The sequence below is a fragment of the Burkholderia sp. 22088 genome, from assembly GCF_052045915.1.
In the GTDB taxonomy this organism is placed as follows: domain Bacteria; phylum Pseudomonadota; class Gammaproteobacteria; order Burkholderiales; family Burkholderiaceae; genus Burkholderia; species Burkholderia cepacia.
This window is the reverse complement of record NZ_JBQEPY010000009.1, coordinates 132,546-156,082: the sequence shown is the minus strand read 5'-3', so window position 1 is coordinate 156,082 and position 23,537 is coordinate 132,546. Positions and strand designations below refer to the sequence as shown.

Annotated in this window: 17 protein-coding genes and 3 pseudogenes; 9 read left to right on the top strand and 11 right to left on the bottom strand. The window is 68.3% G+C overall.

Annotation, left to right across the window (positions count from 1 at the left end; genetic code table 11):
- Window positions 1–606 precede the first annotated feature (606 nt).
- Both katG and ACTJLD_RS18800 read left to right on the top strand, forming a co-directional pair.
- Window positions 607–2,793, top strand: coding sequence for a catalase/peroxidase HPI (katG, locus tag ACTJLD_RS18805; protein ID WP_060193627.1), 2,187 nt, complete (start codon window positions 607–609; stop codon window positions 2,791–2,793).
- 102 nt (window positions 2,794–2,895) lie between these two features.
- Entirely contained in the window at window positions 2,896–3,051 is a 156-nt protein-coding gene (locus tag ACTJLD_RS18800; protein ID WP_021163864.1) for a hypothetical protein, read from the top strand.
- Between the two features lie 182 nt (window positions 3,052–3,233).
- On the opposite strand, the pseudogene ACTJLD_RS18795 reads toward ACTJLD_RS18800, so the two are convergent.
- Window positions 3,234–3,341: pseudogene (locus ACTJLD_RS18795) on the bottom strand (transposase); the annotation flags it as partial.
- A 108-nt stretch (window positions 3,342–3,449) separates the two neighbouring features.
- Between ACTJLD_RS18795 and ACTJLD_RS18790 the strand changes: the two are divergent.
- From ACTJLD_RS18790 to ubiA, 4 genes and pseudogenes are all read left to right on the top strand, one after another.
- The gene (locus tag ACTJLD_RS18790; protein ID WP_440659423.1) at window positions 3,450–3,608 is read left to right on the top strand and encodes a hypothetical protein; all 159 of its coding nucleotides are present in this window, start codon (window positions 3,450–3,452) and stop codon (window positions 3,606–3,608) included.
- A 70-nt stretch (window positions 3,609–3,678) separates the two neighbouring features.
- A complete protein-coding gene (locus ACTJLD_RS18785; protein WP_060174568.1) occupies window positions 3,679–4,548 on the top strand; it encodes a S66 peptidase family protein in 870 nt (289 codons plus the stop codon).
- A 28-nt stretch (window positions 4,549–4,576) separates the two neighbouring features.
- Window positions 4,577–4,788 (top strand): annotated as a pseudogene (locus tag ACTJLD_RS18780) (DNA starvation/stationary phase protection protein); the annotation flags it as partial.
- A 208-nt stretch (window positions 4,789–4,996) separates the two neighbouring features.
- Entirely contained in the window at window positions 4,997–5,869 is an 873-nt protein-coding gene (gene ubiA, locus ACTJLD_RS18775) for a 4-hydroxybenzoate octaprenyltransferase (RefSeq protein ID WP_334004653.1), read from the top strand.
- A gap of 104 nt (window positions 5,870–5,973) precedes the next feature.
- On the opposite strand, the gene proC is transcribed toward ubiA, so the two are convergent.
- The 6 genes and pseudogenes from proC to ACTJLD_RS18745 form a co-directional block, all read right to left on the bottom strand.
- The gene (gene proC, locus ACTJLD_RS18770) at window positions 5,974–6,786 is read right to left on the bottom strand and encodes a pyrroline-5-carboxylate reductase (protein WP_027788329.1); all 813 of its coding nucleotides are present in this window, start codon (window positions 6,784–6,786) and stop codon (window positions 5,974–5,976) included.
- A gap of 51 nt (window positions 6,787–6,837) precedes the next feature.
- Entirely contained in the window at window positions 6,838–7,536 is a 699-nt protein-coding gene (locus ACTJLD_RS18765) for a YggS family pyridoxal phosphate-dependent enzyme (protein WP_060174729.1), read from the bottom strand.
- A 131-nt stretch (window positions 7,537–7,667) separates the two neighbouring features.
- Complete coding sequence (gene glcF, locus ACTJLD_RS18760; RefSeq protein WP_021163859.1) at window positions 7,668–8,894, bottom strand: glycolate oxidase subunit GlcF; 1,227 nt, start codon at window positions 8,892–8,894, stop codon at window positions 7,668–7,670.
- A 1-nt stretch (window position 8,895) separates the two neighbouring features.
- A complete protein-coding gene (gene glcE / locus ACTJLD_RS18755; RefSeq protein WP_059685198.1) occupies window positions 8,896–9,984 on the bottom strand; it encodes a glycolate oxidase subunit GlcE in 1,089 nt (362 codons plus the stop codon).
- 185 nt (window positions 9,985–10,169) lie between these two features.
- Window positions 10,170–11,663 carry an FAD-linked oxidase C-terminal domain-containing protein gene (locus ACTJLD_RS18750; protein ID WP_011351007.1) on the bottom strand — a complete coding sequence of 498 codons (1,494 nt, stop codon included), beginning with the start codon at window positions 11,661–11,663 and terminating at the stop codon, window positions 10,170–10,172.
- 41 nt (window positions 11,664–11,704) lie between these two features.
- Window positions 11,705–13,289: pseudogene (locus ACTJLD_RS18745) on the bottom strand (FAD-binding oxidoreductase).
- Between ACTJLD_RS18745 and ACTJLD_RS18740 the strand changes: the two are divergent.
- Window positions 13,288–13,839 (top strand): cob(I)yrinic acid a,c-diamide adenosyltransferase, encoded by a 552-nt coding sequence (locus ACTJLD_RS18740; RefSeq protein ID WP_440659422.1) that lies wholly within the window; start codon window positions 13,288–13,290, stop codon window positions 13,837–13,839. The pseudogene ACTJLD_RS18745 and the gene ACTJLD_RS18740 sit on opposite strands and share 2 nt — an antisense overlap.
- A gap of 106 nt (window positions 13,840–13,945) precedes the next feature.
- Window positions 13,946–15,154, top strand: a complete 1,209-nt coding sequence (gene hmpA / locus ACTJLD_RS18735) for an NO-inducible flavohemoprotein (RefSeq protein WP_440659421.1) — start codon at window positions 13,946–13,948, stop codon at window positions 15,152–15,154.
- A gap of 82 nt (window positions 15,155–15,236) precedes the next feature.
- Here the strand turns inward: hmpA and aroG are convergent, their stop codons facing one another.
- A complete protein-coding gene (gene aroG, locus ACTJLD_RS18730) occupies window positions 15,237–16,310 on the bottom strand; it encodes a 3-deoxy-7-phosphoheptulonate synthase AroG (protein ID WP_027788323.1) in 1,074 nt (357 codons plus the stop codon).
- On the opposite strand from aroG, the gene ACTJLD_RS18725 reads away from it, so the two are divergent.
- Complete coding sequence (locus ACTJLD_RS18725) at window positions 16,309–16,596, top strand: hypothetical protein (protein ID WP_168799602.1); 288 nt, start codon at window positions 16,309–16,311, stop codon at window positions 16,594–16,596. The two genes, aroG and ACTJLD_RS18725, sit on opposite strands and share 2 nt — an antisense overlap.
- 110 nt (window positions 16,597–16,706) lie before the next feature.
- Here ACTJLD_RS18725 and tldD read toward each other — a convergent pair whose 3' ends face one another.
- The 3 genes from tldD to ACTJLD_RS18710 all read right to left on the bottom strand — a co-directional run bounded on the left by tldD (window position 16,707) and on the right by ACTJLD_RS18710 (window position 23,349).
- On the bottom strand, window positions 16,707–18,173 hold the full coding sequence (gene tldD, locus ACTJLD_RS18720) for a metalloprotease TldD (RefSeq protein ID WP_021163847.1): 1,467 nt from the start codon (window positions 18,171–18,173) through the stop codon (window positions 16,707–16,709).
- A gap of 85 nt (window positions 18,174–18,258) precedes the next feature.
- Window positions 18,259–19,086, bottom strand: coding sequence for a carbon-nitrogen hydrolase family protein (locus tag ACTJLD_RS18715; RefSeq protein WP_136472114.1), 828 nt, complete (start codon window positions 19,084–19,086; stop codon window positions 18,259–18,261).
- 63 nt (window positions 19,087–19,149) lie between these two features.
- The gene (locus ACTJLD_RS18710) at window positions 19,150–23,349 is read right to left on the bottom strand and encodes a YhdP family protein (RefSeq protein ID WP_136472112.1); all 4,200 of its coding nucleotides are present in this window, start codon (window positions 23,347–23,349) and stop codon (window positions 19,150–19,152) included.
- Window positions 23,350–23,537 lie beyond the last annotated feature (188 nt).

Here is a 23,537-nt window from a genome sequence, read left to right as displayed (position 1 = left end):
GGGGTCTTGCGACCCCGTTTATTTTTCTCTATCGCATAGATGAAATTAATTAAATTCAAGTAATCGATAGACGTATATAGAATCCTCTCCATGGATCGGTGTCCTGTCGACGACCGGTCTGCACGCTGAGTGCAAGCGTCAAAGGAGGATGTCATGATGCGGTCGGTATTGCAGCACGCGCAGCGGAACATCCCGCCGCGCGACGCGGTCGTACATCGCGCCAGGGCGGCGGTTCGCAGCCTGCGTCCGATTGCGTTCGCGTACCTCGCGGATCGTGTGTATGGCGGTTGAACGCCGCCGCGCGCCGGTTCAGTGTTCCCCCGATTCACCCGCCATCAAGCCATGAGGGAGCATCGCATGTCCGAAAGCTGGAATTCCGCCCGCGGCGTCGTCACGACGCCTGCCGGCAGCCGGTTCCCCGAGCGTCCCGCCCGCGGCGCGTCGCGGCGGGAACGCGCGTCACAGGTCCCGCGCGACATCCCGTAGTACGACAGGAGAATCAACCTGTTCCGTTTCCCATCCCCGCAATGACACTCCACCAACCGCGCCCGGCATGCTGCCGGAGCGAACCGGTGGAGTCATACGAGCAAGCCAAGGAGAAATCGCATGTCGAACGAAACGAAGTGCCCGTTCAACCACACCGCTGGTGGCGGCACGACGAACAAGGACTGGTGGCCGAATCAGCTCAACCTGAACATCCTGCACCGCCATTCGGCGCTGTCCGATCCGATGGACAAGGATTTCGACTACGCGGAAGCGTTCAGCAAGCTGGACCTCGCGGCGGTGAAGAAGGACCTGCACGCCCTGATGACGATGTCGCAGGACTGGTGGCCGGCCGACTTCGGCCACTATGGCGGCCTGTTCATCCGCATGGCCTGGCACAGCGCCGGCACGTACCGCACGGCCGACGGCCGCGGCGGCGCGGGCGGCGGGCAGCAGCGCTTCGCGCCGCTCAACAGCTGGCCGGACAACGTCAGCCTCGACAAGGCACGCCGGCTGCTGTGGCCGATCAAGCAGAAGTACGGCCGCAACATCTCGTGGGCCGACCTGCTGATCCTGACCGGCAACGTCGCGCTCGAATCGATGGGCTTCAAGACTTTCGGCTATGCCGGCGGCCGCGTCGATACGTGGGAACCGGACGACGTCTACTGGGGCTCGGAAAAGATCTGGCTGGAACTGAGCGGCGGCCCGAACAGCCGCTACTCGGGCAAGCGTGAGCTCGAAAGCCCGCTTGCTGCCGTGCAGATGGGCCTCATCTACGTGAACCCGGAAGGCCCGGACGGCAACCCCGACCCGGTCGCCGCCGCGCATGACATCCGCGAGACGTTCGCGCGCATGGCGATGAACGACGAAGAGACGGTCGCGCTGATCGCGGGCGGCCATACGTTCGGCAAGACGCACGGTGCCGGTCCGGCGTCGAACGTCGGCCCCGAGCCGGAAGCCGCGGGCCTCGAGGAGCAGGGTCTCGGCTGGAAGAGCACGTTCGGCACGGGCAAGGGCAAGGACGCGATCACGAGCGGCCTCGAAGTCACGTGGACGTCGACGCCGACGAAGTGGAGCAACGATTTCTTCAAGCACCTGTTCAGCTACGAGTGGGAGCTCACGAAGAGCCCGGCCGGTGCGCACCAGTGGGTCGCGAAGGACGCCGGCGAAGTGATTCCCGATGCGTTCGACGCGTCGAAGAAGCATCGCCCGACGATGCTGACGACCGACCTGTCGCTGCGTTTCGACCCGGCCTACGAAAAGATCTCGCGCCGTTTCTACGAGAACCCGGCCGAGTTCGCCGATGCGTTCGCGCGTGCCTGGTTCAAGCTCACGCACCGCGACATGGGCCCGCGCTCCCGTTATCTCGGCCCGGAAGTGCCGGCGGAACACCTGCTGTGGCAGGACCCGATCCCGGCAGTCGATCACCCGCTGATCGACGACGCCGACGTTGCCGCGCTGAAGGCGAAGGTGCTGGCAACGGGCCTGTCGGTGTCGCAGCTCGTGTCGACGGCATGGGCGTCGGCCGCGACGTTCCGCGGATCGGACAAGCGCGGCGGCGCGAACGGTGCGCGTATCCGCCTCGCTCCGCAGAAGGACTGGGAAGTGAACCGTCCGGCTGAACTCGCGAAGGTGCTCGCGACGCTCGAAGGCGTGCAGAAGGCGTTCAACGACGCGCAGACGGGCGGCAAGAAGGTGTCGCTCGCCGACCTGATCGTGCTGGCCGGTGCGGCCGGCGTCGAGCAGGCCGCGAAGAACGCGGGCGTCGCGGTGACGGTGCCGTTCGCACCGGGCCGCGCGGATGCATCGCAGGAAGAGACCGATATCGAAGCGATGGCCGTGCTCGAGCCGGTGGCTGACGGGTTCCGCAACTACCTGAAGAGCGCGTTCAAGACGCCGGCCGAGGCGCTGCTGGTCGACAAGGCGCAACTGCTGACGCTGAGCGCGCCCGAGATGACGGTGCTCGTCGGTGGCCTGCGCGTGCTCGGTGCGAACGCCGGCGAGGCGAAGCACGGCGTGTTCACCGACCGTCCGGAAGCGCTGACGAACGACTTCTTCGTGAACCTGCTCGACATGGGCACGGAATGGAAGCCGGTGTCGGCCGCGAACGACGTGTTCGAAGGGCGCGATCGCGCGACGGGCAAGGTGAAGTGGACCGGCACGCGCGTCGACCTGATCTTCGGCTCGCATGCGCAGCTGCGTGCGCTGGCCGAGGTGTACGGCAGCGCGGATGCGAAGGAGAAGTTCGCGCGCGACTTCGTCGCGGCCTGGAACAAGGTGATGAACCTCGACCGCTTCGACCTCGCGTGAGCGTTGCCGTGCAGTAGCACGGTGAGGCAGTAACGGGAAACGGCCGGTCGTCCGGCCGGCCGTTTCGTCCCGATCCTGGATTTCATTGAAGGAGTGACGATCATGACGCAAATGATGCTGAACATGCGCGCCGCACTGGCGGCACCGAAGGTGCGGGCGCCGGCCGAGATCGCGCGGTACGTCGTCGGATTCGCGATCGTCGTCGGCGGTGCGGCCGAACTGGTGTCGCAGGCGCTGCACGCGATCGCCGCCGCCTGAGCGCGGCGGGTCGCACGCCACGCTGCAGTGGCGAGCCATACGGGTGGTGCGGTGTCGGCATGCAGGGCAACAGATTCGCGTGAATTGCTCCGGTTCGTTGAGTGAGGAGTCCGCAATATGTCCACTAAGACCCACGATCGATCCAGATCTACCCGGTTGACGGTGCACTGACGATATTGCTTGCACCATCCGGACGCCACATTGGCGTTGATGTCGTGCCGGCGCGCAACAATCGACACCGACATGCCGGGCGCCAACGTCTCCCTGATCACATCCTGCTTGAATGCTTGCGCGTACGTCCGATGGGATGGGTACGATTCCCTGCGTTCGACATGGCTGACTGGTTACCGACCGACGCGTTGACGCCGGGAAGGGCCCGCAACGCCGGCGCCTCCGAGGTGCATCCGCTCGACGTGCTGCCTGGTTCGTCGATCGAACGGGATCCGCATCGATCGGCCGGCGATTTTGCCGCGACGGTGATTCTCAAGCGGCGCTGGCAACGCAGCGGTTTCGCGGACGCCGGCGATCGTCATCCCCGCGCGCACGACGCTGCGTGACAAGGCCGAGCCGTCAGCAAGCGGTGTCGGATATATTCGGCAGGTTCTCCATCATCCAGGTAGCCATTCAATGGAATCACGACGCAAGGCAGTGGGCGTGGTCGCGCCTGCGGGTGTGCCCGATCCGGAAGGCATCGCGCGTGGCATTGCGCTCGTCGAAAGTTGGGGCTTCGAGGTCAGGGCGGGCGCGCATCTCGGCAGCCGGTACCGCTATTTCGCCGGTACCGCCGAGGAACGCGCGGACGACTTGCGGCGCACCCTGATGGATCCGTCGATCGAGATCGTGTGGCTCGCGCGGGGGGGATTCGGTTGCGCGCATTTGCTTGAGCACTTGCCCGACGAGATCGCAACGCCAAAGACGATCATCGGCTTTTCCGACGCAACGTCACTGTTCTGCGCACTCGCGGATCGGCCCGGCGTGCGTTTGCTGCATGGCCCGACATTTCACAGTCTGGCGACCAAGGTCGACGACGCGACGCGCGCCGACATTCGCGCTGTGCTGACCGGCGACGAACGCGCCGCGCTGAGTCTGCGGCATTTGTCCGGCGCCCCTGGTGCCGTGCGGGGACGTCTGTGCGGCGGCAACGTGACGGTACTCGCGAGCGTCGCGGGTACGCGCTGGTCGCTTCGCTCACGCGACGCGATCGTGCTGCTGGAGGACGTGACGGAGTTGGGCTACCGGCTCGACCGCAGCCTGACGCAACTGCGTCTGAGCGGCGCGTTCGACGGAGCCCGTGCGTTCGTGCTCGGGCAATTCACGCGCTGCCCGATCCCGGACGGCGCGGATTTCACGCTCGAGCAGATGCTTGTCGACGTGCTGGGCGGCTTCGGCCTGCCGATCTACTCGGGTCTGCCGATCGGACATGAACACCGCAACATCACCTGGCAATACGGCAGCCAGGCTGCCATCGAGAACGGCGCGATCCGGTTCGGCGCGTAGCGTCGAATCCGGAAGGACAGGAACGCGTACCTTTGGCGATTTCGCGAAACTGTCGTCGGTGCCGGAAGCGAAGGGCGTGCCGGCGGCGGAAGACATGATCCGCCCGTTCGTCGAAGGGCACGAGGCCGTCGTGCGAACCGCGCGCGCGAATCTTCCCGATCGCCGACGCGGCGAGCCGACCGCCGACCTGCAGACGCATGAAAAAAAACCGCGTGGATGCTGCGCTCGCTGCTCGCGTAAGTACGGTGCGGCCGGGGAGGGCGCGCTGACTCGCCCGATCCGGAGTGATCGAATCCGTCCCTTGATTGGCGCAAATCGTGGCCCGGCCCTGCGCAGCGGGCCCGGGCGGCCCGGGCGCGCCGGGCGGCTGCCGCCGCGGGCCGCCCCGACATGACGCGAAGCACCGCTCGGCTCTAAAATGCCGGGGTTATCTTCCCGGTGCCTCGCCATGCTTGCCCGCTTTCCCCTGTATCTGCGGCTCGTCCGGATGGACAAGCCGATCGGCAGCCTGCTGCTGCTGTGGCCGACGCTCAACGCGCTGTGGATCGCGTCCGACGGCCATCCGCGCTGGCCGCTGCTCGTGATCTTCTCGCTCGGCACGCTGCTGATGCGCTCGGCCGGCTGCGCGATGAACGACTACGCCGACCGCGATTTCGACCGCCACGTGAAGCGCACGGCCGACCGGCCGCTGACGTCGGGCAAGATCCGTGCGTGGGAAGCCGTTGCGATCGCCGTCGGGCTCGCATTCATCTCGTTCCTGCTGATCCTGCCGCTCAACATGCTGACGAAGGAGCTGTCCGTCGTCGCGCTGTTCGTCGCGGGTTCGTATCCGTTCATGAAGCGTTTCTTCGCGATTCCGCAGGCGTATCTCGGGATCGCGTTCGGCTTCGGCATTCCGATGGCGTTCGCGGCCGTGCAGGACACGGTGCCGACGATCGCGTGGGTGATGCTGGTCGCGAACATTTTCTGGTCGGTCGCGTACGACACCGAATACGCGATGGTCGATCGCGACGACGACATCAAGATCGGGATCCGCACGTCGGCGCTGACGTTCGGCCGCTTCGACGTCGCGGCCGTGATGGCGTGTTATGCGGCGACGCTCGGCATCTACGTGTGGATCGGCGTGACGCTCGGCTTCGGCCTCGCGTACTGGGCCGGCTGGGCGGCGGCGGTCGGCTGCGCGCTGTATCACTACACGCTGATCAAGGGCCGCGAGCGGATGCCGTGCTTCGCCGCGTTCCGGCACAACAACTGGCTCGGCGGCGTGCTGTTCGCGGGGATCGCCGCGCACTACCTGCTGGCGGGTTCGGCGGCCAACTGAAACGGCCGCGCGTCGGCGCGCGATGCGCGATGCCAACAAAAAAGCGGCCGAGGCCGCTTTTTTGTTGCCGGTGCCGGAAGGGAGGCCCGGGGCGGGCGCGGCGCTTACGCGCGACCGAGCTCGTCGCCCATTTCCTTCGCACGCGCTTCGGCCGCGAGCGCGCCGCGCACGATCGCGTCCTTCACGCCCTGCGCGTCGAACGATGCGAGCGCGGCGGCTGTCGTGCCGCCCTTCGACGTCACGCGCTCGCGCAGCACGCTTGCCGGCTCGCCCGATTGCGCGGCGAGTTGCGCGGCGCCCGTGAACGTCGCGACCGCGAGCGCGCGGCCCTGTTCGTCGTTCATGCCGAGCTGGCGCGCGGCTTCCTGCAGCGCTTCGATGAAATAGAACACATACGCGGGGCCGCTGCCCGAAATGGCCGTGACGGCATCGAGCTTCGACTCGTCGTCGAACCACACGATCTCGCCGACCGCGCCGAGCACGTTCGACGCGAGTTCGCGGCCCGCCGCATCGACGCCCGGCAATGCGGCGAGGCCCGTCACGCCCATGCCGACGAGCGCGGGCGTGTTCGGCATCGTGCGCACGACGCGTGCGTAGTCGCCGAGCCAGCGCGCGAGATCGCTGCCGCGGATGCCGGCCGCGATGCTGATCACGAGCTGTGTCTTCAGGTGCGGCGCGAGCGCCTGCGCGACGTCCTTCAGCACCTGCGGCTTCACCGCGAGCACGATCGCGTCGTAGTCGGCGAGCGTTGCGTCGACGGCCGCGCCGGTGCGGATGCCGAATTGCTGCGCGGCGCGTGCGCGCACCTCTTCGTTGACGTCGATGGCGTACAGGCCGTCAGCAGCGACGCCGCGCTTGATCAGGCCGCCGATCAGGGCCGCGGCCATGTTGCCGCCGCCGATGAATGCGATTTTCATGATGTTCGATTGAGCGAGTGAGTGAACGGGAGGGCGGAAAGGGCGCGGCGTTCAGTGCGAGTAATCGCGCGCGCCGAAGATCGCGGTGCCGACGCGCACGATCGTCGCGCCTTCGAGCACGGCCGCGTCGAGATCGGCGGACATGCCCATCGACAGCGTGTCGAGCGGCAGGCCGTCGGCGCGCAACGCGTCGAACAGCACGCGCAGTGCGCGATGCGGCACGCGTTGCGCGTCGGTGTCGCCGGCCGGTTCGGGAATCGCCATCAGGCCGCGCAGCCGCAGCGACGGCAGCGCGGCGACCGCGCGCGCGACCTCGGCCACGTCGGCCGGTGCGACGCCGCTCTTCGACGCCTCGCCGCTGATGTTCACCTGCACGCACACGTTGAGCGGCGGCAGGTGCGCGGGGCGCTGTTCCGACAGGCGCTGCGCGATCTTCAGCCGGTCGACCGAATGGACCCAGTCGAAGCGTTCGGCAACCGGGCGCGTCTTGTTCGATTGCAGCGGCCCGATGAAATGCCATTCGAGGCTCGCGCGCAGGTCGGCGAGCGCGTCGATCTTGTCGATCGATTCCTGCACGTAGTTTTCGCCGAATGCGCGCTGCCCGGCCGCATGCGCGGCGCGCACGTCGGCGGCGGGAAACGTCTTCGAGACGGCGAGCAGCGATACGGTGGCGGGATCGCGGCCGGCCGCGCGGGCGGCGTCGGCGATGCGGCGATGAACGGATTCGAGGCGGGCGGCGAGATCGGACATGACGGGCACGAAAGCAGGCACGGAAGCGGGCATGTAGCGGATGCGCCGCGGCACGCGGCGCATCGATCCGCCCATTATACGGACGCCGGGCGCGAGGCCCAGGGCCCGCCCGTCATTCGTATGAACAGGCCCTAGCCATACAGCAGGTGCTCGACGAGCTGGATCCAGTGGGCCACCGGAATCTGCGTGCCGCTCTGCAGGTGCGCGATGCAGCCGACGTTGCCGGAGACGATCATCTGCGGCTCGAGCGCCTGCAGCTTCAGCAGCTTCTGCTTGCGCAACCGGTACGACAGCGACGGCTGCGTCAGCGAATAGGTGCCGGCCGAGCCGCAGCACAGATGGCTGTCCGCTGGCAGCCGCACGTCGATGCCGAGGGTCTCGAGCAGGCGTTCGACCTTGCCGCGCGACTGCTGGCCGTGCTGCAGCGTGCACGGCGGGTGGTACGCGACCGTATGAACCGCGCGGCGGCGCGCGAGCGTCGCGAGCTCGGCCTCGAACGCGAGCAGCACGTCGGAGATGTCGCGCGTCAGCGACACGATGCGCTGCGCCTTCTCGGCGTAGGCCGGGTCGTCGCGCAGCAGGTGCGCGTATTCGAGCACCGTCGCGCCGCAGCCCGACGCGTTCATCACGATCGCCTCGACACCCTGTTCGACATGGGGCCACCACGCGTCGATGTTGCGGCGCGCGTCGTCGAGCGCTTCGTCGTGATAGTTCAGGTGCAGGCGGATCGCGCCGCAGCAGCCGGCATCGGGCGCGACGACGGTCTCGATGCCGAGCGCGTCGAGCACGCGCGCGGTCGCGATATTGATGTTCGGCAGCATCGACGGCTGCACGCAGCCGCCGAGCATCAGCATCTTTCGCGTATGCGTCAGGTGCGGCCATTCGAGCAGCCGCGTGCGCGGCGGCACCTTGTCGCGCAGCCGCTTCGGCAGCAGCGGACGGACGTGCTGTCCGAGCCGCATCACCGGCGAGAACAGCGCGGCGTTCGGCACGAGGCTCGCGAGCACGCGGCGCACGAGACGCTGCTGCACGGGGCGCTGAACCTGTGCCTCGACGTGCTTGCGGCCGATCTCGACGAGCCGGCCGTACTGGACGCCGGACGGGCAGGTCGTCTCGCAACTGCGGCACGTGAGGCAGCGGTCGAGGTGCTGCTGCGTGCTGCGCGTGACGGGCGCGCCTTCGACCATCTGCTTGATCAGGTAGATGCGGCCGCGCGGGCCGTCGAGTTCGTCGCCGAGCAACTGGTAGGTCGGGCAGGTCGCGGTGCAGAACCCGCAATGCACGCACTTGCGCAATATCGCGTCGGCTTCGTCGCCGTCGGGCGTATTGCGGATGAAATCGGCGAGGTTCGTCTGCATCTCAGAGATCCGGATAGAGCCGGCCGCGGTTGAAGATGCGCGCGGGATCGAACGCGGCTTTCAACCCGCGGTGGATTTTCATCATCGGGGCGGGGAGCGGCGTGAACACGCCCGCGCTGCGGTCGTACGCGTCGCCCGCGCGGAACAGCGTCGCGTGGCCGCCGGCCTGCTTGGCGCTCATCCGCACGGTCTGCGCATCGGCGTCGGTGATCCACCAGCGCTGCGCGCCGCCCCATTCCATCAACTGGGTGCCGGGCAGGTGCATCGGTTCGGTGATCGACGGCAGCGCGAGACGCCACAGCGCATAGCCGGGCGGGATGCCGTGGAAGAACGGGTCGGTATGCTCGCGCAGGCCGGCCCAGAAGCGCTCGGCCTCGACCGCGTCGACGACTTCGCCGCCGAGCAGCGTCTTCGCGGATTTCACGGCCGCTTCGGCGCCCGACAGGCGCAGGACGAGCGTGCCGTTACGCCACCCGCTCGCGCTGACGGGCAGCGGATGGCCGCCCCATTCGTTGAGCTTGCGCACCGCGTCGGTCGCGGTCATCTCGAACTTCAGCGTGACTTCGGCGACGGGCATCGGCAGCACCTTGAGCGACAGGTCGAGCATCAGCCCGAGCGTGCCGAGCGCGCCGGCCATCAGCCGCGACACGTCGTAGCCGGCGACGTTCTTCACGACCTGGCCGCCGAAGCGCAGCACTTCGCCGCGACCGTTCATCAGCGTGACGCCGAGCATGAAATCGCGCGGCGCGCCGCAGGTGGCCCGGCGCGGGCCCGCGAGGCCGGCCGCGACGCAGCCGCCGACGGTGGCCGCGCGGCCGAAGTGCGGCGGCTCGAACGGCAGCATCTGGCCGCACTCGGCGAGGACGGTTTCAAGCTGTGCGAGCGGCGTGCCCGCGCGGACCGTGACGACGAGTTCGGCCGGGTCGTACGACACGACGCCCTGAAACGCGCGCGTGTCGAGAATTTCGCCCTCGAGCGCCTGGCCGTACCAGTCCTTGGTGCCGCCGCCGCGAATCCGCAGCGGCCGGCCGTCGGCGCTGGCGGCGCGGACGCGGTCGGCCCATCCGGCGACGATGTCGTCCTCTTCCATGTTCTGTTGCTGCCTCGACTTGTTGTTCGGTCGATTGTACCGGGGTGGCGCGATTCCACATCGCGACTATCCCTAAGACCGGTATCGCGGGCCGTCTGCCCGCGTCGCCGCATGAACAGGCCGAGCGGGCACGGTCGAACGCCGCGACCCGGCCGCGGGCACCGGCCGCGACCCGCACGGGCCGCTCAGAAGCGCGGCAGGTCGGGGTGCGGCAGCAGCCCGCCGCGCACGTGCTGGCGACCGTATTCGGCGCAGCGCGCGCGGGTCGGGATGCCCTTGTCCGGGTTCAGCAGCCCCGCCGGATCGAAGGCGCGCTTGACCGCGAAGAACGCGTCGCGTTCCTGCGGCGAGAACTGTACGCACATCGAATTGAGCTTCTCGATGCCGACGCCGTGCTCGCCCGTCACGCTGCCGCCGAACTCCACGCAGCATTCGAGGATTTCCGCGCCGAACTGCTCGGCGCGGTGCAGTTCGTCCGGATCGTTCGCGTTGTAGAGGATCAGCGGATGCATGTTGCCGTCGCCCGCGTGGAACACGTTGATGCAGCGCAGCCCGTAGCGCGTTTCGAGCTGCTCGATGCGCGCGAGCAGCGGGCCGATCGCGCGGCGCGGCACGGTGCCGTCCATGCAGTAGTAGTCGGCCGAAATGCGGCCGGCGGCCGGGAACGCGTTCTTGCGGCCCGACCAGAAGCGCAGCCGCTCGTGCTCGTTGCGCGATACCTGGATGCGTGTCGCGCCATGCTCGCGCAGCACGGCCGTCATCCGCACGATCTCTTCCGCGACTTCTTCCGGCGTGCCGTCCGATTCGCACAGCAGGATCGCTTTCGCCTCGAGATCGTAGCCCGCGTGCGTGAACGCCTCGACGGCCTGCGTGGCCGGCTTGTCCATCATTTCGAGCCCGGCCGGGATGATTCCCGACGCGATGATCGCCGCGACGGCCTCGCCGCCCTTGACGACGTCGTCGAAGCTCGCCATCACGAGCTGGGCCGTCTGCGGCTTCGGGATCAGCTTCACCGTGACCTCGGTGACGATCGCGAACATCCCTTCGCTGCCGATCATCACGGCGAGCAGGTCGAGGCCCGGCATGTCGAGCGCGAGCGAACCGAATTCGACGATTTCGCCGTCGATCGTCACCGCGCGCACGCGCATCACGTTGTGCACGGTCAGCCCGTATTTCAGGCAATGGACGCCGCCGGAATTTTCCGCGACGTTGCCGCCGATCGTGCACGCGATCTGCGACGACGGATCGGGCGCGTAGTACAGGCCGTACGGCGCGGCGGCCTCCGAGATCGCGAGGTTGCGCACGCCGGGCTGCACGGTCGCCGTGCGCGCGTAGGGATCGACTTCGACGATGCGCGTGAAGCGCGCAAGCGACAGCACGACGCCGAGCGCGATCGGCAACGCGCCGCCCGACAGGCTCGTGCCGGCGCCGCGCGGCACGATCGGCACCTCCATGCGGCGGCAGATCTGCACGATCCGCTGCACCTGCGATTCTGTTTCGGGCAGCGCGACCGCGAGCGGCAGGCGGCGGTACGCAGACAGGCCGTCGCATTCGTACGGCGCCGTGTCTTCGTCACGGTAGAGCAGGCAGTGCGTCGGCAGCACGGCCATCAGCGCCTGCACAACTTCGCGCTGGCGCTGCGCGCGTGCCGCGCTCGACAGTTCGACGGGAGCGTTCATGGGGTCTCCTGCAGCAGGCGGCGCGGTGTCGCGCCGCCGTGTCAGCACGTGAAAATTTTGCCCGGATTCATCAGGTTGCGCGGATCGAGCGCGAGCTTGATTGCACGCATCGTGTCGATCGCGTTGTCGCCGTGCTCCTTCGGCAGGAAGCGCATCTTGTGCAGCCCGACGCCGTGCTCGCCCGTGCAGGTGCCGCCGAGGCGCAGCGCGCGCTCGACGATCCGGTCGTTGATGTGCTCGGCTTCCGCGATTTCCTCGGGCTTGTCGGGGTCGATCAGGATCGCCACGTGGAAATTGCCGTCGCCGACGTGGCCGACGATCGGGCAGGGCAGCGACGAGGCGCGCAGGTCGACTTCGGTTTCCTCGACGCACGCGGCGAGCTGCGAGATCGGCACGCAGACGTCGGTCGTCACCGCGCGGCAGCCGGGTTTCAATTGCAGCATCGCGAAATACGCGTTGTGGCGTGCGGCCCAGAGGCGCGTGCGGTCTTCGGGGCGGGTTGCCCATTCGAAACCCTGGCCGTTGTTCTGGCCCGCGAGCGCCTGCACGAGCTCGGCCTGTTCCTTCACGCCGGCCTCGGTGCCGTGGAATTCGAAGAACAGCGTCGGCGCTTCGGTGAGCGTCAGGTTCGAATGGCGGTTGATCGAGCGCACGGCGAGCGCATCGACGAATTCGACGCGCGCGATCGGCACGCCGATCTGGATCGTCTCGATCACGGTGCGCACCGCGTCGCCCATCGACGGGAACGTGCAGATCGCGGCCGATACGGCTTCGGGCAGCGGATGCAGGCGCAGCGTGATCTCGGTGATCACGCCGAGTGTGCCTTCGGAGCCGACGAACAGGCGCGTGAGGTCGTAGCCGGCCGACGACTTGCGGGCACGCGAGCCGGTCTTCACCACACGGCCGTCGGCGAGCACGGCGGTCAGGCCGAGCACGTTCTCGCGCATCGTGCCGTAGCGCACGGCGTTGGTGCCCGACGCACGCGTGGCGGTCATCCCGCCGATGCTGGCGTCGGCGCCCGGGTCGATCGGGAAGAACAGGCCGGTGTCGCGCAGCGCCTCGTTGAGCGCCTTGCGCGTGATGCCCGGCTCGACCGTCACGGTCAGGTCTTCGGCGTTGATCGACAGCACGCGGTTCATTTCCGACAGGTCGAGCGAGATGCCGCCGCGCACCGCGAGCAGGTGGCCTTCGAGCGACGAACCGGCGCCGTACGGGATCAGCGGGACGCTGTACAGCGAGCACAGCGACACGACTTCGCGCACGTCGTCCGCGCTGTGCGCGAACACGACGGCGTCGGGCAGTTGCGGATCGAACGGCGATTCGTCGCGGCCGTGGTGGGCGCGGACGGCGTCGGCGGTCGACACGCGCTCGCCGAAGGCGGCGCGCAGCGCATCGAGCATGGCGGGGGGAAGGGGGCGGCGCGTGGCGGCCGGCGGGGCAGGGTGATTCACGAACGTCTCCTTGTCGATCCGGATGAGCGCGTTGGCGCCGAACCGGCTCCCGTGCTGCTGGGTTTCGGCCCATTCTACGCTGTAACGCCTGCTGCGCCCGCCGTCGCGGGCTGCGATAATCGCGTTCGAACGCAACCGGGCCGCGTCGCGGCCGCGCACGAGAGGACATCCGCATGGGCAACCGCTTGAGCAAGATCGCCACGCGTACCGGCGACGACGGCACCACCGGCCTCGGCGACGGCCGGCGTATCGGCAAGGACGATACGCGGATCGCCGCGATCGGCGACGTCGACGAACTGAACTCGAACCTCGGCGTGCTGCTCGCCGAAACGCTGCCGGACGATATCCGCACGGCGCTCGTGACGATCCAGCATGACCTGTTCGATCTCGGCGGCGAATTGTGCATTCCCGGCCATACGGTGCTCGACGACACGCATCTCGCGCGTCTCGATCGCTGGCTCGCCGACTACAACGCGACGCTGCCGCCGCTGAAGGAATTCATCCTGCCGGCCGGCTCGCGCGCGGCGTCGCTCGCGCACGTGTGTCGAACCATATGCCGTCGCGCGGAGCGTTCGATCGTCGCGCTCGGGCGCACCGAAACGCTCAACGATGCGCCGCGGCGCTACGTGAACCGGCTGTCGGACCTGCTGTTCGTGCTGGCGCGCGTGCTGAACCGTGCCGACGGCGGATCGGACGTGCTGTGGGAACGCGGCCGTGTCCGCTGACCGCTGACGATTCGCCCCCTTACCCTTGCCGCGCTGCGACAATTTGCCCGAGGGGCATCGAATTTTTAAAAAGGTATTGTGTGTGCATGTTTAACGGAGAACGAACATGACCCACATCACCGCTGACCAGATGGCTCGCGTGAAGGCCACTGCCCCTGTCCTCGCCGTGCACGGCGCGACGATCACGAAGCACTTCTACCAGCGCATGTTCGCGCGCCATCCGGAACTGAAGAACCTGTTCAACCAGACGCACCAGAAGACGGGCGGCCAGCCGGAAGCGCTCGCGAAGGCCGTCTACGCGTATGCGGCGAACATCGACAATCTCGGTGCGCTGGGCGGGGCTGTGTCGCACATCGCGCACAAGCACGCGAGCCTGAACATCCGCCCCGAGCATTACCCGATCGTCGGCGAAAACCTGCTCGCCTCGATCGTCGAGGTGCTGGGCGACGCGGTCGATGCCGACACGCTCGAGGCGTGGCGGGTGGCGTACGGCCAGCTCGCGCAGATCCTGATCGGCACCGAGGCCGATCTGTACGCGGGCGCCGCCTGGAGCGGGTTCCGTCCGTTCAAGGTCGAGCGCAAGGTGCGCGAAAGCGACGAGATCACGTCGTTCTACCTGACGCCCGCCGACGGCGGCGCGGCGCCGACGTTCGAGCCCGGCCAGTACATCACGGTGAAGCGTTTCGTCGGCGATCTCGGCGTCGACCAGCCGCGCCAGTACAGCCTGTCCGACGCGCCGCACGGCAAGTGGCTGCGCATCTCGGTGAAGCGCGAAGCCGGCAGGCCGGAAGTCATTCCGGCCGGCAAGGTGTCGACGCTGATGCACGACGGCGTGGAAGAGGGCGCGATCGTCGAGGTCACTGCGCCGATGGGCGAATTCTCGCTGAAGCGCGGCGTCGAGACGCCGGTGGTGCTGATTTCCGGCGGCGTCGGCCTGACGCCGATGGTGTCGATGGCGTCGACGCTGGTCGACGAAGGCAGCAAGCGCGACGTGCGGTTCGTCCATGCATGCCGCTCGGGCGCGGTGCACGCGTTCCGCGACTGGCTGAACGATACGGTGCGCGAGCATGCGAACGTCAAGCGCACGGTGCTGTACGAGCTGGTCGGCCCGAACGATCGCGTCGGCGTCGACCACGATCTGGAAGGGCGCCTCACGCCGGAGCGCGTGCGGCACTACGCGCTGGTGCCGGACGCCGACTACTACGTCTGCGGCCCGGTCGCGTTCATGAAGGCACAACGCGATGCGCTGGTCGCGCTCGGCGTCGCGCCGGAACGCATCAACACCGAGATCTTCGGTTCGGGCGCGCTCGAGTGATGCGCTGACCGGCAGTCGGCGGCCTGCGAAAAAAAGCCCGGCGCGAGCCGGGCGTTTTTCGTTTCGGTGCAGGCGCGGACGATCAGTTCCCGCTGCCGCGCGTGACGCGGCGTGCCTTCACCGATTCCGCGAGGCCTTCGAGCACCTTCACGCTGTCGTCCCATGCGATGCACGCGTCGGTGATGCTCTGGCCGTAGGTCAGTTCGCAGCCTTCCTTCAGGTCCTGGCGCCCCTCGACGAGATGCGACTCGATCATCACGCCGACGATGCGGGCGTCCCCGGCCGCGATCTGGCGGCCGATGTCGGCACAGACGGGGATCTGGTTCTCGTGCTTCTTCGAGCTGTTCGCGTGGCTCGCGTCGATCATCAGGCGTGCGGCGAGGCCGGCCTTGCCGATGTCCGCGCACGCGGCGTTCACGCTTTCCGCGTCGTAGTTGGGCGTCTTGCCGCCGCGCAGGATCACGTGGCAATCCTCGTTGCCGGCCGTCGACACGATCGCCGAATGGCCGCCCTTCGTCACCGACAGGAAATGGTGCGGCTGCGATGCGGCCTTGATCGCGTCGACCGCGATCTTCACGTTGCCGTCGGTGCCGTTCTTGAAGCCGACCGGGCACGACAGCCCCGACGCGAGCTCGCGGTGCACCTGCGATTCGGTCGTGCGCGCGCCGATCGCGCCCCACGAGATCAGGTCGGCGATGTACTGCGGGCTGATCATGTCGAGGTATTCGGTCGCGGCCGGCAGGCCCATCTCGTTGATCTGAAGCAGCAGCTCGCGCGCGGTGCGCAGCCCTTCGTTGATCTTGAAGCTGTTGTCGAGGTGCGGATCGTTGATGAGCCCCTTCCAGCCGACCGTCGTGCGCGGCTTCTCGAAGTACACGCGCATCACGATTTCCAGCTCGCCCTTGAAGCGCTCGCGCTCCTTCACGAGCCGCCCCGCGTACTCGATCGCCGCCTTCGTGTCATGGATCGAGCACGGCCCGATCACCACGATCAGCCGGTCGTCCATCCCGTGCAGGATGCGGTGCATCGACTGGCGCGAGTTGTAGATCAGCTCGGACGCGGCTTCGGAGCACGCGAATTCGCGGATCAGGTGGGCGGGCGGCGTCAGTTCCTTGAGTTCGCGGATGCGGACGTCGTCGGTGTTGTGCGGGGGCATGCTGTTTCTCCTTGGTTCCGGGCGCCGTTCGATCAGTGGGCGTGCGGCAGATTCATCAATTCAAGCGATTCAGTGGTTTCGGTCGGGGCTGCGGAACCGCTGCGGCGGCGACCGGGAAGCGAAGGGCGAAAAAAAACCGCCGGGTTCGCCGGCGGTTTTTTCGGGAATTTCGGTTGCGCTTTACGCGCCATCAACCCTCTCGATCCGCCAGCGGTCTGAGATGCCAAAAAAAGTAAAAGTAAAACTTGGCGGACATGACGGAGATTCGGTTCGTCAAAAAAGTTGATTCGGAATTTATACCCCGTCGCCGGGCGGCTGGCAACCGGGGAGCGTCGAAAATGCGGACATTCCGCGCGTTTTCTTCAAAATGCGCGGAATGTCTGCGCCGCGATGCGGTTATGCCGTACCGCCGACCGTCATCTTGTCGATCCGCAGGGTCGGCTGGCCGACGCCGACCGGCACGCTCTGGCCTTCCTTGCCGCACACGCCGACACCGGTGTCGAGCGACATGTCGTTGCCGATCATGCTCACGTACTTCAGCGATTCCGGGCCGCTGCCGATCAGCGTCGCACCCTTCACCGGGTAGGTGATCTTGCCGTTCTCGATCATGTACGCCTCGGACGCCGAGAACACGAACTTGCCGTTCGTGATGTCGACCTGGCCGCCGCCGAAGTTGACCGCGTACAGGCCGTTCTTCACCGACGCGATGATTTCCTGCGGATCCTTGTCGCCGTTCAGCATGTACGTGTTCGTCATGCGCGGCATCGGCAGCGCCGCGTACGATTCGCGCCGCGCGTTGCCCGTGACCGGCATCTTCATCAGGCGCGCGTTCAGCGTGTCCTGGATGTAGCCCTTCAGGATGCCGTCCTCGATCAGCGTCGTGCACTGCGTCGGGTTGCCTTCGTCGTCGATGTTCAACGAGCCGCGGCGGTTCGGCAGCGTGCCGTCGTCGACCACCGTCACGCCCTTCGCGGCGACCTGCTCGCCGATCCGGCCGGCGAACGCGGACGAGCCCTTGCGGTTGAAGTCGCCCTCGAGGCCGTGGCCGATCGCTTCGTGCAGCAGCACGCCCGGCCAGCCCGGCCCGAGCACGACCGTCATCGCGCCGGCCGGCGCGGGGCGTGCGTCGAGGTTCACGAGCGCCGCATGCACGGCGTCGTCGACGTAGCGCGACAGGACTTCGTCGGTGAAGTAACCGTAGTCGAAGCGGCCGCCGCCGCCGCCGGAGCCGATTTCGCGGCGGCCGTTCTGCTCGGCGATCACCGTGACCGACACGCGTACGAGCGGGCGGATGTCGGCGGCGAGCGCGCCGTCGCTGCGCGCGACCAGCACGACGTCGTATTCGCCGGCGAGGCCGGCCATCACCTGCGTGACACGCGGGTCGCGGCCGCGCGCCATCTGCTCGATGCGCTCGAGCAGCTTGACCTTGGCCGTCGCGTCGAGCGACGCGAGCGGATCGGACGGCAGGTACAGGTCGCGGCCCGAGATGCCCTTCAGCGACGTGGCCGCCTTGATCTTCTGGCGGCCGCCGCCGGCCGCCGCGATCGCCTTGGTAGCTGCGGCCGCCTGCGCGATCGCTTCCGGCGACAGGTCGTCCGAGTACGCGAACGCGGTTCGGTCGCCCGCGACCGCGCGCACGCCGACGCCCTGGTCGATGCTGAAGCTGCCCGATTTGACGATGCCTTCCTCGAGGCTCCACGCTTCGCTGCGGGTCGCCTGGAAGTACAGGTCCGCGTAGTCGACGCGATGCGTGAAGATGTCGGCGATCGTGCGCGTGAGCAGGCTTTCGTCGAGGCCGTACGGCGTGAGCAGGATGTCCTTCGCCAGCGCGAGGTTGCGGATGCCGGGTTCGATGATGTTCATGCGGATATCGGGGTTTCTCAAAAAGTTGTCGGGTGCTTCTGGGCAGATGGGTTGGCCGCGCGGTGTTTCAAGCGGTGCGGCGGATTCAGGTCAGCACGCGGTGCCGCCACGCGGGCAGGCTCTGGCGCACGTCGGCGATGCGCTGCGGATCGAGCGTGCCGCGCACGACGCTTGCGCCCACGTCGCGAACCGCGACGATCTCGCCCCACGGGTCGATCAGCATGCTGTGGCCCCAGGTGCGCCGGCCGTTCTCGTGCTTGCCGCCTTGCGCGGCCGCGAGCACGTAGCACTGGTTCTCGACGGCCCGCGCGCGCAGCAGCGTTTCCCAGTGCGCGCGGCCGGTCGTATACGTAAACGCCGACGGTACGACGATCAGTGCGCAGTCGCCCATCCTGCGATACAGCTCCGGAAAGCGGAGATCGTAACAGACGGACAGGCCGACCCGCCCGAACGGCGCGTTGAACGTGACGACCGTATCGCCCGCGCGGATCGTGCGCGCTTCGTCGAACGACTCGTCGCCTTTCTCGAAGTTGAACAGGTGGATCTTGTCGTAGCGCGCGGCTTCATTGCCGGATGGATCGAACACGAGCGTCGTGTTGAGCACGCGATCGGGCTCCGGGGCCTTCAGCGGCAGCGTGCCGCCGATCACCCAGATGCCGTGGCGACGCGCGGCGTCCGCGAGGAAATGCTGGATCGGGCCGTCCCGGTAAGGTTCGGCGAGCGCGAGCTTGTCGGTGTCGCGGTGACCCATGAAGCAGAAGTACTCGGGCAGCAGCACGAGCTGCGCGCCTTCGCCGGCGGCTTCCGCGATCAGGCGGCGCGCTTCGGCGAGATTGCGCGCGACGTCCGGCGTGCTCACCATCTGCAGCGCGGCGACCTGGAAGGGCGTGGCGGAACGGGTGTGGTCGGTCATCGCTGGATCGGTTGCGTCATAAATGGGGTGCGGCCCGGCACCGTGCGCGGCCCGACGCGCGGTTCAATGGCTCGCCGCATCGGCCGGACCGTGATTCATCTTACCCTGATCGCCCCTCACCCGCTCGATGTGCGGGTGCGCCCACGAGCCGGTGATCGTGTAGTCGAGCGCGAACGCGCGCGACAGCGTCTCCGACAGCGCGTAGTTCGCGGCCAGCACGCCGACGCCGAGCAGCGGGTTGACGATGGCCGCCCCGATCGCCGCCGCGCCCGCGCTGATTTTCGGCGCGACGTGCGCGTGCAGGTCCTGCGTCTCGGTGCCGAGATCCACCGCGCCGCGCACGGTGACGTTCGCGGGCCCGGTCATCATCGAGAAGTCGTCGGTGCGGGCGATCCCGTTCGAGATCCGGCCGGTGCCCGTGATCTTGTCGAACGGCAGCCCCTTGCCGATCACGTCGCGGAAATTCAGCGTCAGGAACCGTGCGAGGCTCTGCAGGCTCAGCACGCCGAGGAGCTTCGCCGCGCCCGGATCGACCTTCAGGATCTGGCCGTGTTCGAGGTCGAGCGCGATCTGGCCGCCGAGCGACGGCAGGTCGACCGCGGTCGGGCCGCCGCGCCAACCGACCTTGCCGGTGACGGTGCCGTGACCGTCCGCGAGCGTGCGCGGCAGGCCGACGCGGTCGAGCAGCGCGCCCGCGTTGTCGATGTCGAGCTTGAAGTCGAACACGGTGCGGCGCGGTGCGTCGTTTTCATCGGCGCCGCGGGCGAGCGCGCGGCGCGAGGTGCGCCAGTTGCCGGTCGCCGTCAGCTTCGCGGCCGGGTTCGACAGCTCCAGCTTGTCGAGCTGCCAGACCGGCGTGCCGGCTTCGTCGATGTTGCGCGCGTTGACGACGAGACGGCCGATGTCGTGGTTGCGCGCGACGACCTGGTCGACGATCAGGTCGATCGACGGCATCGGGCGGTCGGTCGGCGTCGGCAGGTTCATCGCGCGGCCGACGAGATCGTGCTGCGCGCTGTCGGGCACCACGAGCTTCGCGAGCCGCGCGTTCAGCACGCCCGCGCCGTTGTGGCCGCCGCCCGGCGCCCATGACAGGTAGCCCGACACCTGGTTCGACGCGATGTTCGCCTGCCAGAGCTCGTCGACGTGCGACGCGCCGACGATCACGTTTTCCCAGTTGCGCTTGAGCAGCTTCAGCGTGCCGAAATGGAGCGCGAAACGCTTCGGCGCGAAGCTCGCGAAATCGACGCGCGGCGCGGCTTGCGGCTCCTGCGCGCGCGGCGTGTCGGGCTTCAGCGTATGGGCCAGCGCGAGCCACGCATCGGCGTCCAGTTCGTTGACGTCGACGGCCGCGCTCACGCCGTCCTGCGGCATGTCGGGCATCCGGTGGATGCCCATCGCGCCGCGCACCGCGCGCAGCGGCTGGCCGCGCGTCGCGTCGAGCAGGTAGGTCGCGGACACGGGGCCGAGCGTCAGGTCGGCGTGCTCGAGGCGCTTGCCGTCCGCCTGCGGCGCCGGCTGCAGCGTGAAGCTGAACGGCATCGGCGTGCCGGCCGGTTTTGCGAACGGCGCGGGGAAATTCAGTGCCACGCCGGTCAGGTCGGAATGCGCGCTGATGTCGGGCAGGCGGCCCGGCGCGCCGCGCACGGCGACCTTGTACGGCGCGTCGCCGACCACGTGCTCGAGCAGCGCGGCCGCCGGGCCGTGCAGGTTCAGGCCGCGTGCGGCGTCGAGCGCGAGCCGGCCGTCGACGTCCACCGTATACGGGCCGTGCGACTGGAAGTTGCCGCTCGCGCGCACCGGGCCGCCGAGGAAGCGCCCCGACAGGTCGTGCAGCGATGCGCCGGCCTCGGTGAACCGGACACTGCCGCGCAGCGCGGACAGCGGCGGCACACCGCTCGTCGTCAGCGTGTTGCCGCCGAACGCGAGCGCGCCTTCGATGTGCGTGTGCGGATGCGGGACGTGCTGCGGAATCGTGATCTTGAGCGCGAGCGACGCGGGCCCCTGCGCATCGATCCGCTGGCCGATATGCCCGCTCATCGTGCCGAGCGAGCTGTTGTCCGCGTAGTCGATCAGGTCGGCGAGCGGGCCCTGCGCATGACCGTCGATGATGAGCGGCGAGTGGCTCGGGTTGCCGAGATCGTCGATGCGGCCCGCGACCTTCGTCAGCGCGACGCGCTTGTAGTGCGCACGATCGATGTCGAAGCGCAGCTTGTTCTGCGCGAGCTCGAACACGCCGTTGATCCCGTCGAGCGCCGGCCAGACGCTCGGCGTGCCGTTCGCGAGCTTGCGCGGCGGGTACGGCGTCGGTTCGAAGCGGCCGCCGGTGAACGGCGCGACGATGTGGAACACGCCGGCGTCCGGCTCGTGTTCGAACGGGAATTTCTCGAGCGGGCCGCGCGCGACGATCGACGCACCCTTGGTCACCTGGCCGGCCTGCAGCGCATGGCCGAGATAGTCGCGCAGGTGTTCGGACATCCCGGTCGGCAGGTAGCGCGGAATGCGCGCCACCGACGCGCGGGCGAAATCGGCACGCAGGTCGAGCGAGCCGCGGCCGTGGCCGGGGTTCGTGTACGAGCCGGATACCGCGATTTCGGCATCGGGGTTCGAGACGAGCAGGTCGGGCAGGGTCACGTCGACGCGCGCATGCTTTTCGCCGGCCGCGGGCGTGATCACCCACTTTGCGTTGCCGCGCAGCCGGTCGAATGTCAGGCGCGGCTCGTCGAATTCGCCGGGTACCGTGACCGCCGCGTTGACCGTATCGAAATGCGCGCTGCCGCCCGTCTCGTTCGCATCGACGCGGCCCCACAGGTTCTCGACGCCCGGCCAGCCGGCCCGCGGGTGGCCACGCGGCGACAGCCCGGGCGGCGGCTCCTGCGCGGCGAAGCTGATGCCCTGCAGATCGCCGAGGAAGCGATAGCGGACGATCGGCGCGGCGCCCATGCGCCGCTCCTCGTCGGCGAGGTCGGCTCGCGCGGGCTTCGCGCGTTCGACCTCGATGTGATAGTTCGACACCATCCCGCGCGGGTCGATCTTGATCAGCTCGTTGCGCAGGCGCGCCGGCAGCGGCAGCCCGCGAATGAACTCGCTGAGAATGCCGAGATCGACGCGGTCGCCGACGACGCTCAACAGCTGCCCCTGGCTGGCGGTCGGCACACGGTAGCGGGCCGTCAGCGTCGACAGCGCGAGCGAGCGGGCGAGCGGTGTGCCGTCCGGCAGCGGCGGCTGGCCGAGTTCCGCGTTGAAGCGCGTCAGGTGCAGCGTGTAGTCGTGGCCGGCATCGAGCTGCATGTCCCAGCCGAAGCCGACCGTCGGCACGTCGAGCCGCGGCTGCGTCGGGCGCACGCGCAGCGCGACGTCCGCGCCCTGCAGGTCGCCGCCCGCCGAATGCAGGTGGCCGTCGCTGAAGGTGGCCCAGATCGCGTTGTCGATCCGGCCCGCGTGGATCGTGAGCGGCATGTCGAGGTAGCGCCCGAGCGTCTGCAGGTCGACCGGGCCCGTCGACAGGTACGCGTCGCCCGACCAGTTCGACGGCTTGCCGACCGGTGCGAGCGGCTTGTGCCTGAAGCGCGCGCGGAAATCGAGCGGGCCGAGCAGCAGCGTGCCGTTCGCGGGCGCCTGCAGCGCGGCCTTGTGCACGCGGCCGTCGTTGAGCACCGCGAGCCGGATGCCCGACAGCACGAGCTCCGGCGCGTCGTGCTGCGCGTCGCGCCAGCGCAGCGTGCCGCCGCGCAGCACGATCGCTTCCTGCTTCAGCAGCCACGTACCGAACGTGTCGTTGCCGCCATGAGTGGTTGCCACGCCGACGCCCGCGACGCTCAGCGAGCCGTCGGCCGCGCGCGCGACGACGAGGTCGGGCTCGTCGACGATCAGGCTCGACAGCGCGGGCGACAGCCGCAGCAGCGACATCCAAGACAGCGCGGCCGTTGCATGCGGCACCGACAGCGCGACCTTGCCGTCGTGGCCGCGGATCGTCAGGTTCGTGAGTTCGACGCCCGGCTGCATGCCGGACCAGTTCGGGGAAAGCTTGCCGATCGAAAGCTGCGCGTGGAGCTTGTCGGACACCGCGCGCTCGATGCGCGGGCGGAATTCGTCGATGCGGGGCAGCAGTACGTAGCGCAGCCCGAGGAACGCGCCGGACGCGACGAAGTAGGTGCCGAGCCCGACTGCCAGCGTCACCCGGAACACGCGGCGCAGGACCGGATGATCGTGCTTCGGAGGTCCCGCTTCGGGCGCAGCTACGGCGGATTCCTGACGGTCGGACATGCGGCGGACGGGCGGCGATATGGTAGTTTTGCAGACTGACGTTGAAATGTATCACACGGGTTCGTGCCGGCGGCCGTTGCGGCAGCGCGGCACGGGCTTTCCGGCGCGCGGTTTCGCGGCGGGCGCACGCGCGTCCCGCGATGCCGCGCCGAATCCATGGGGCTGGCCGATAGCGGGGCGCGCACGCG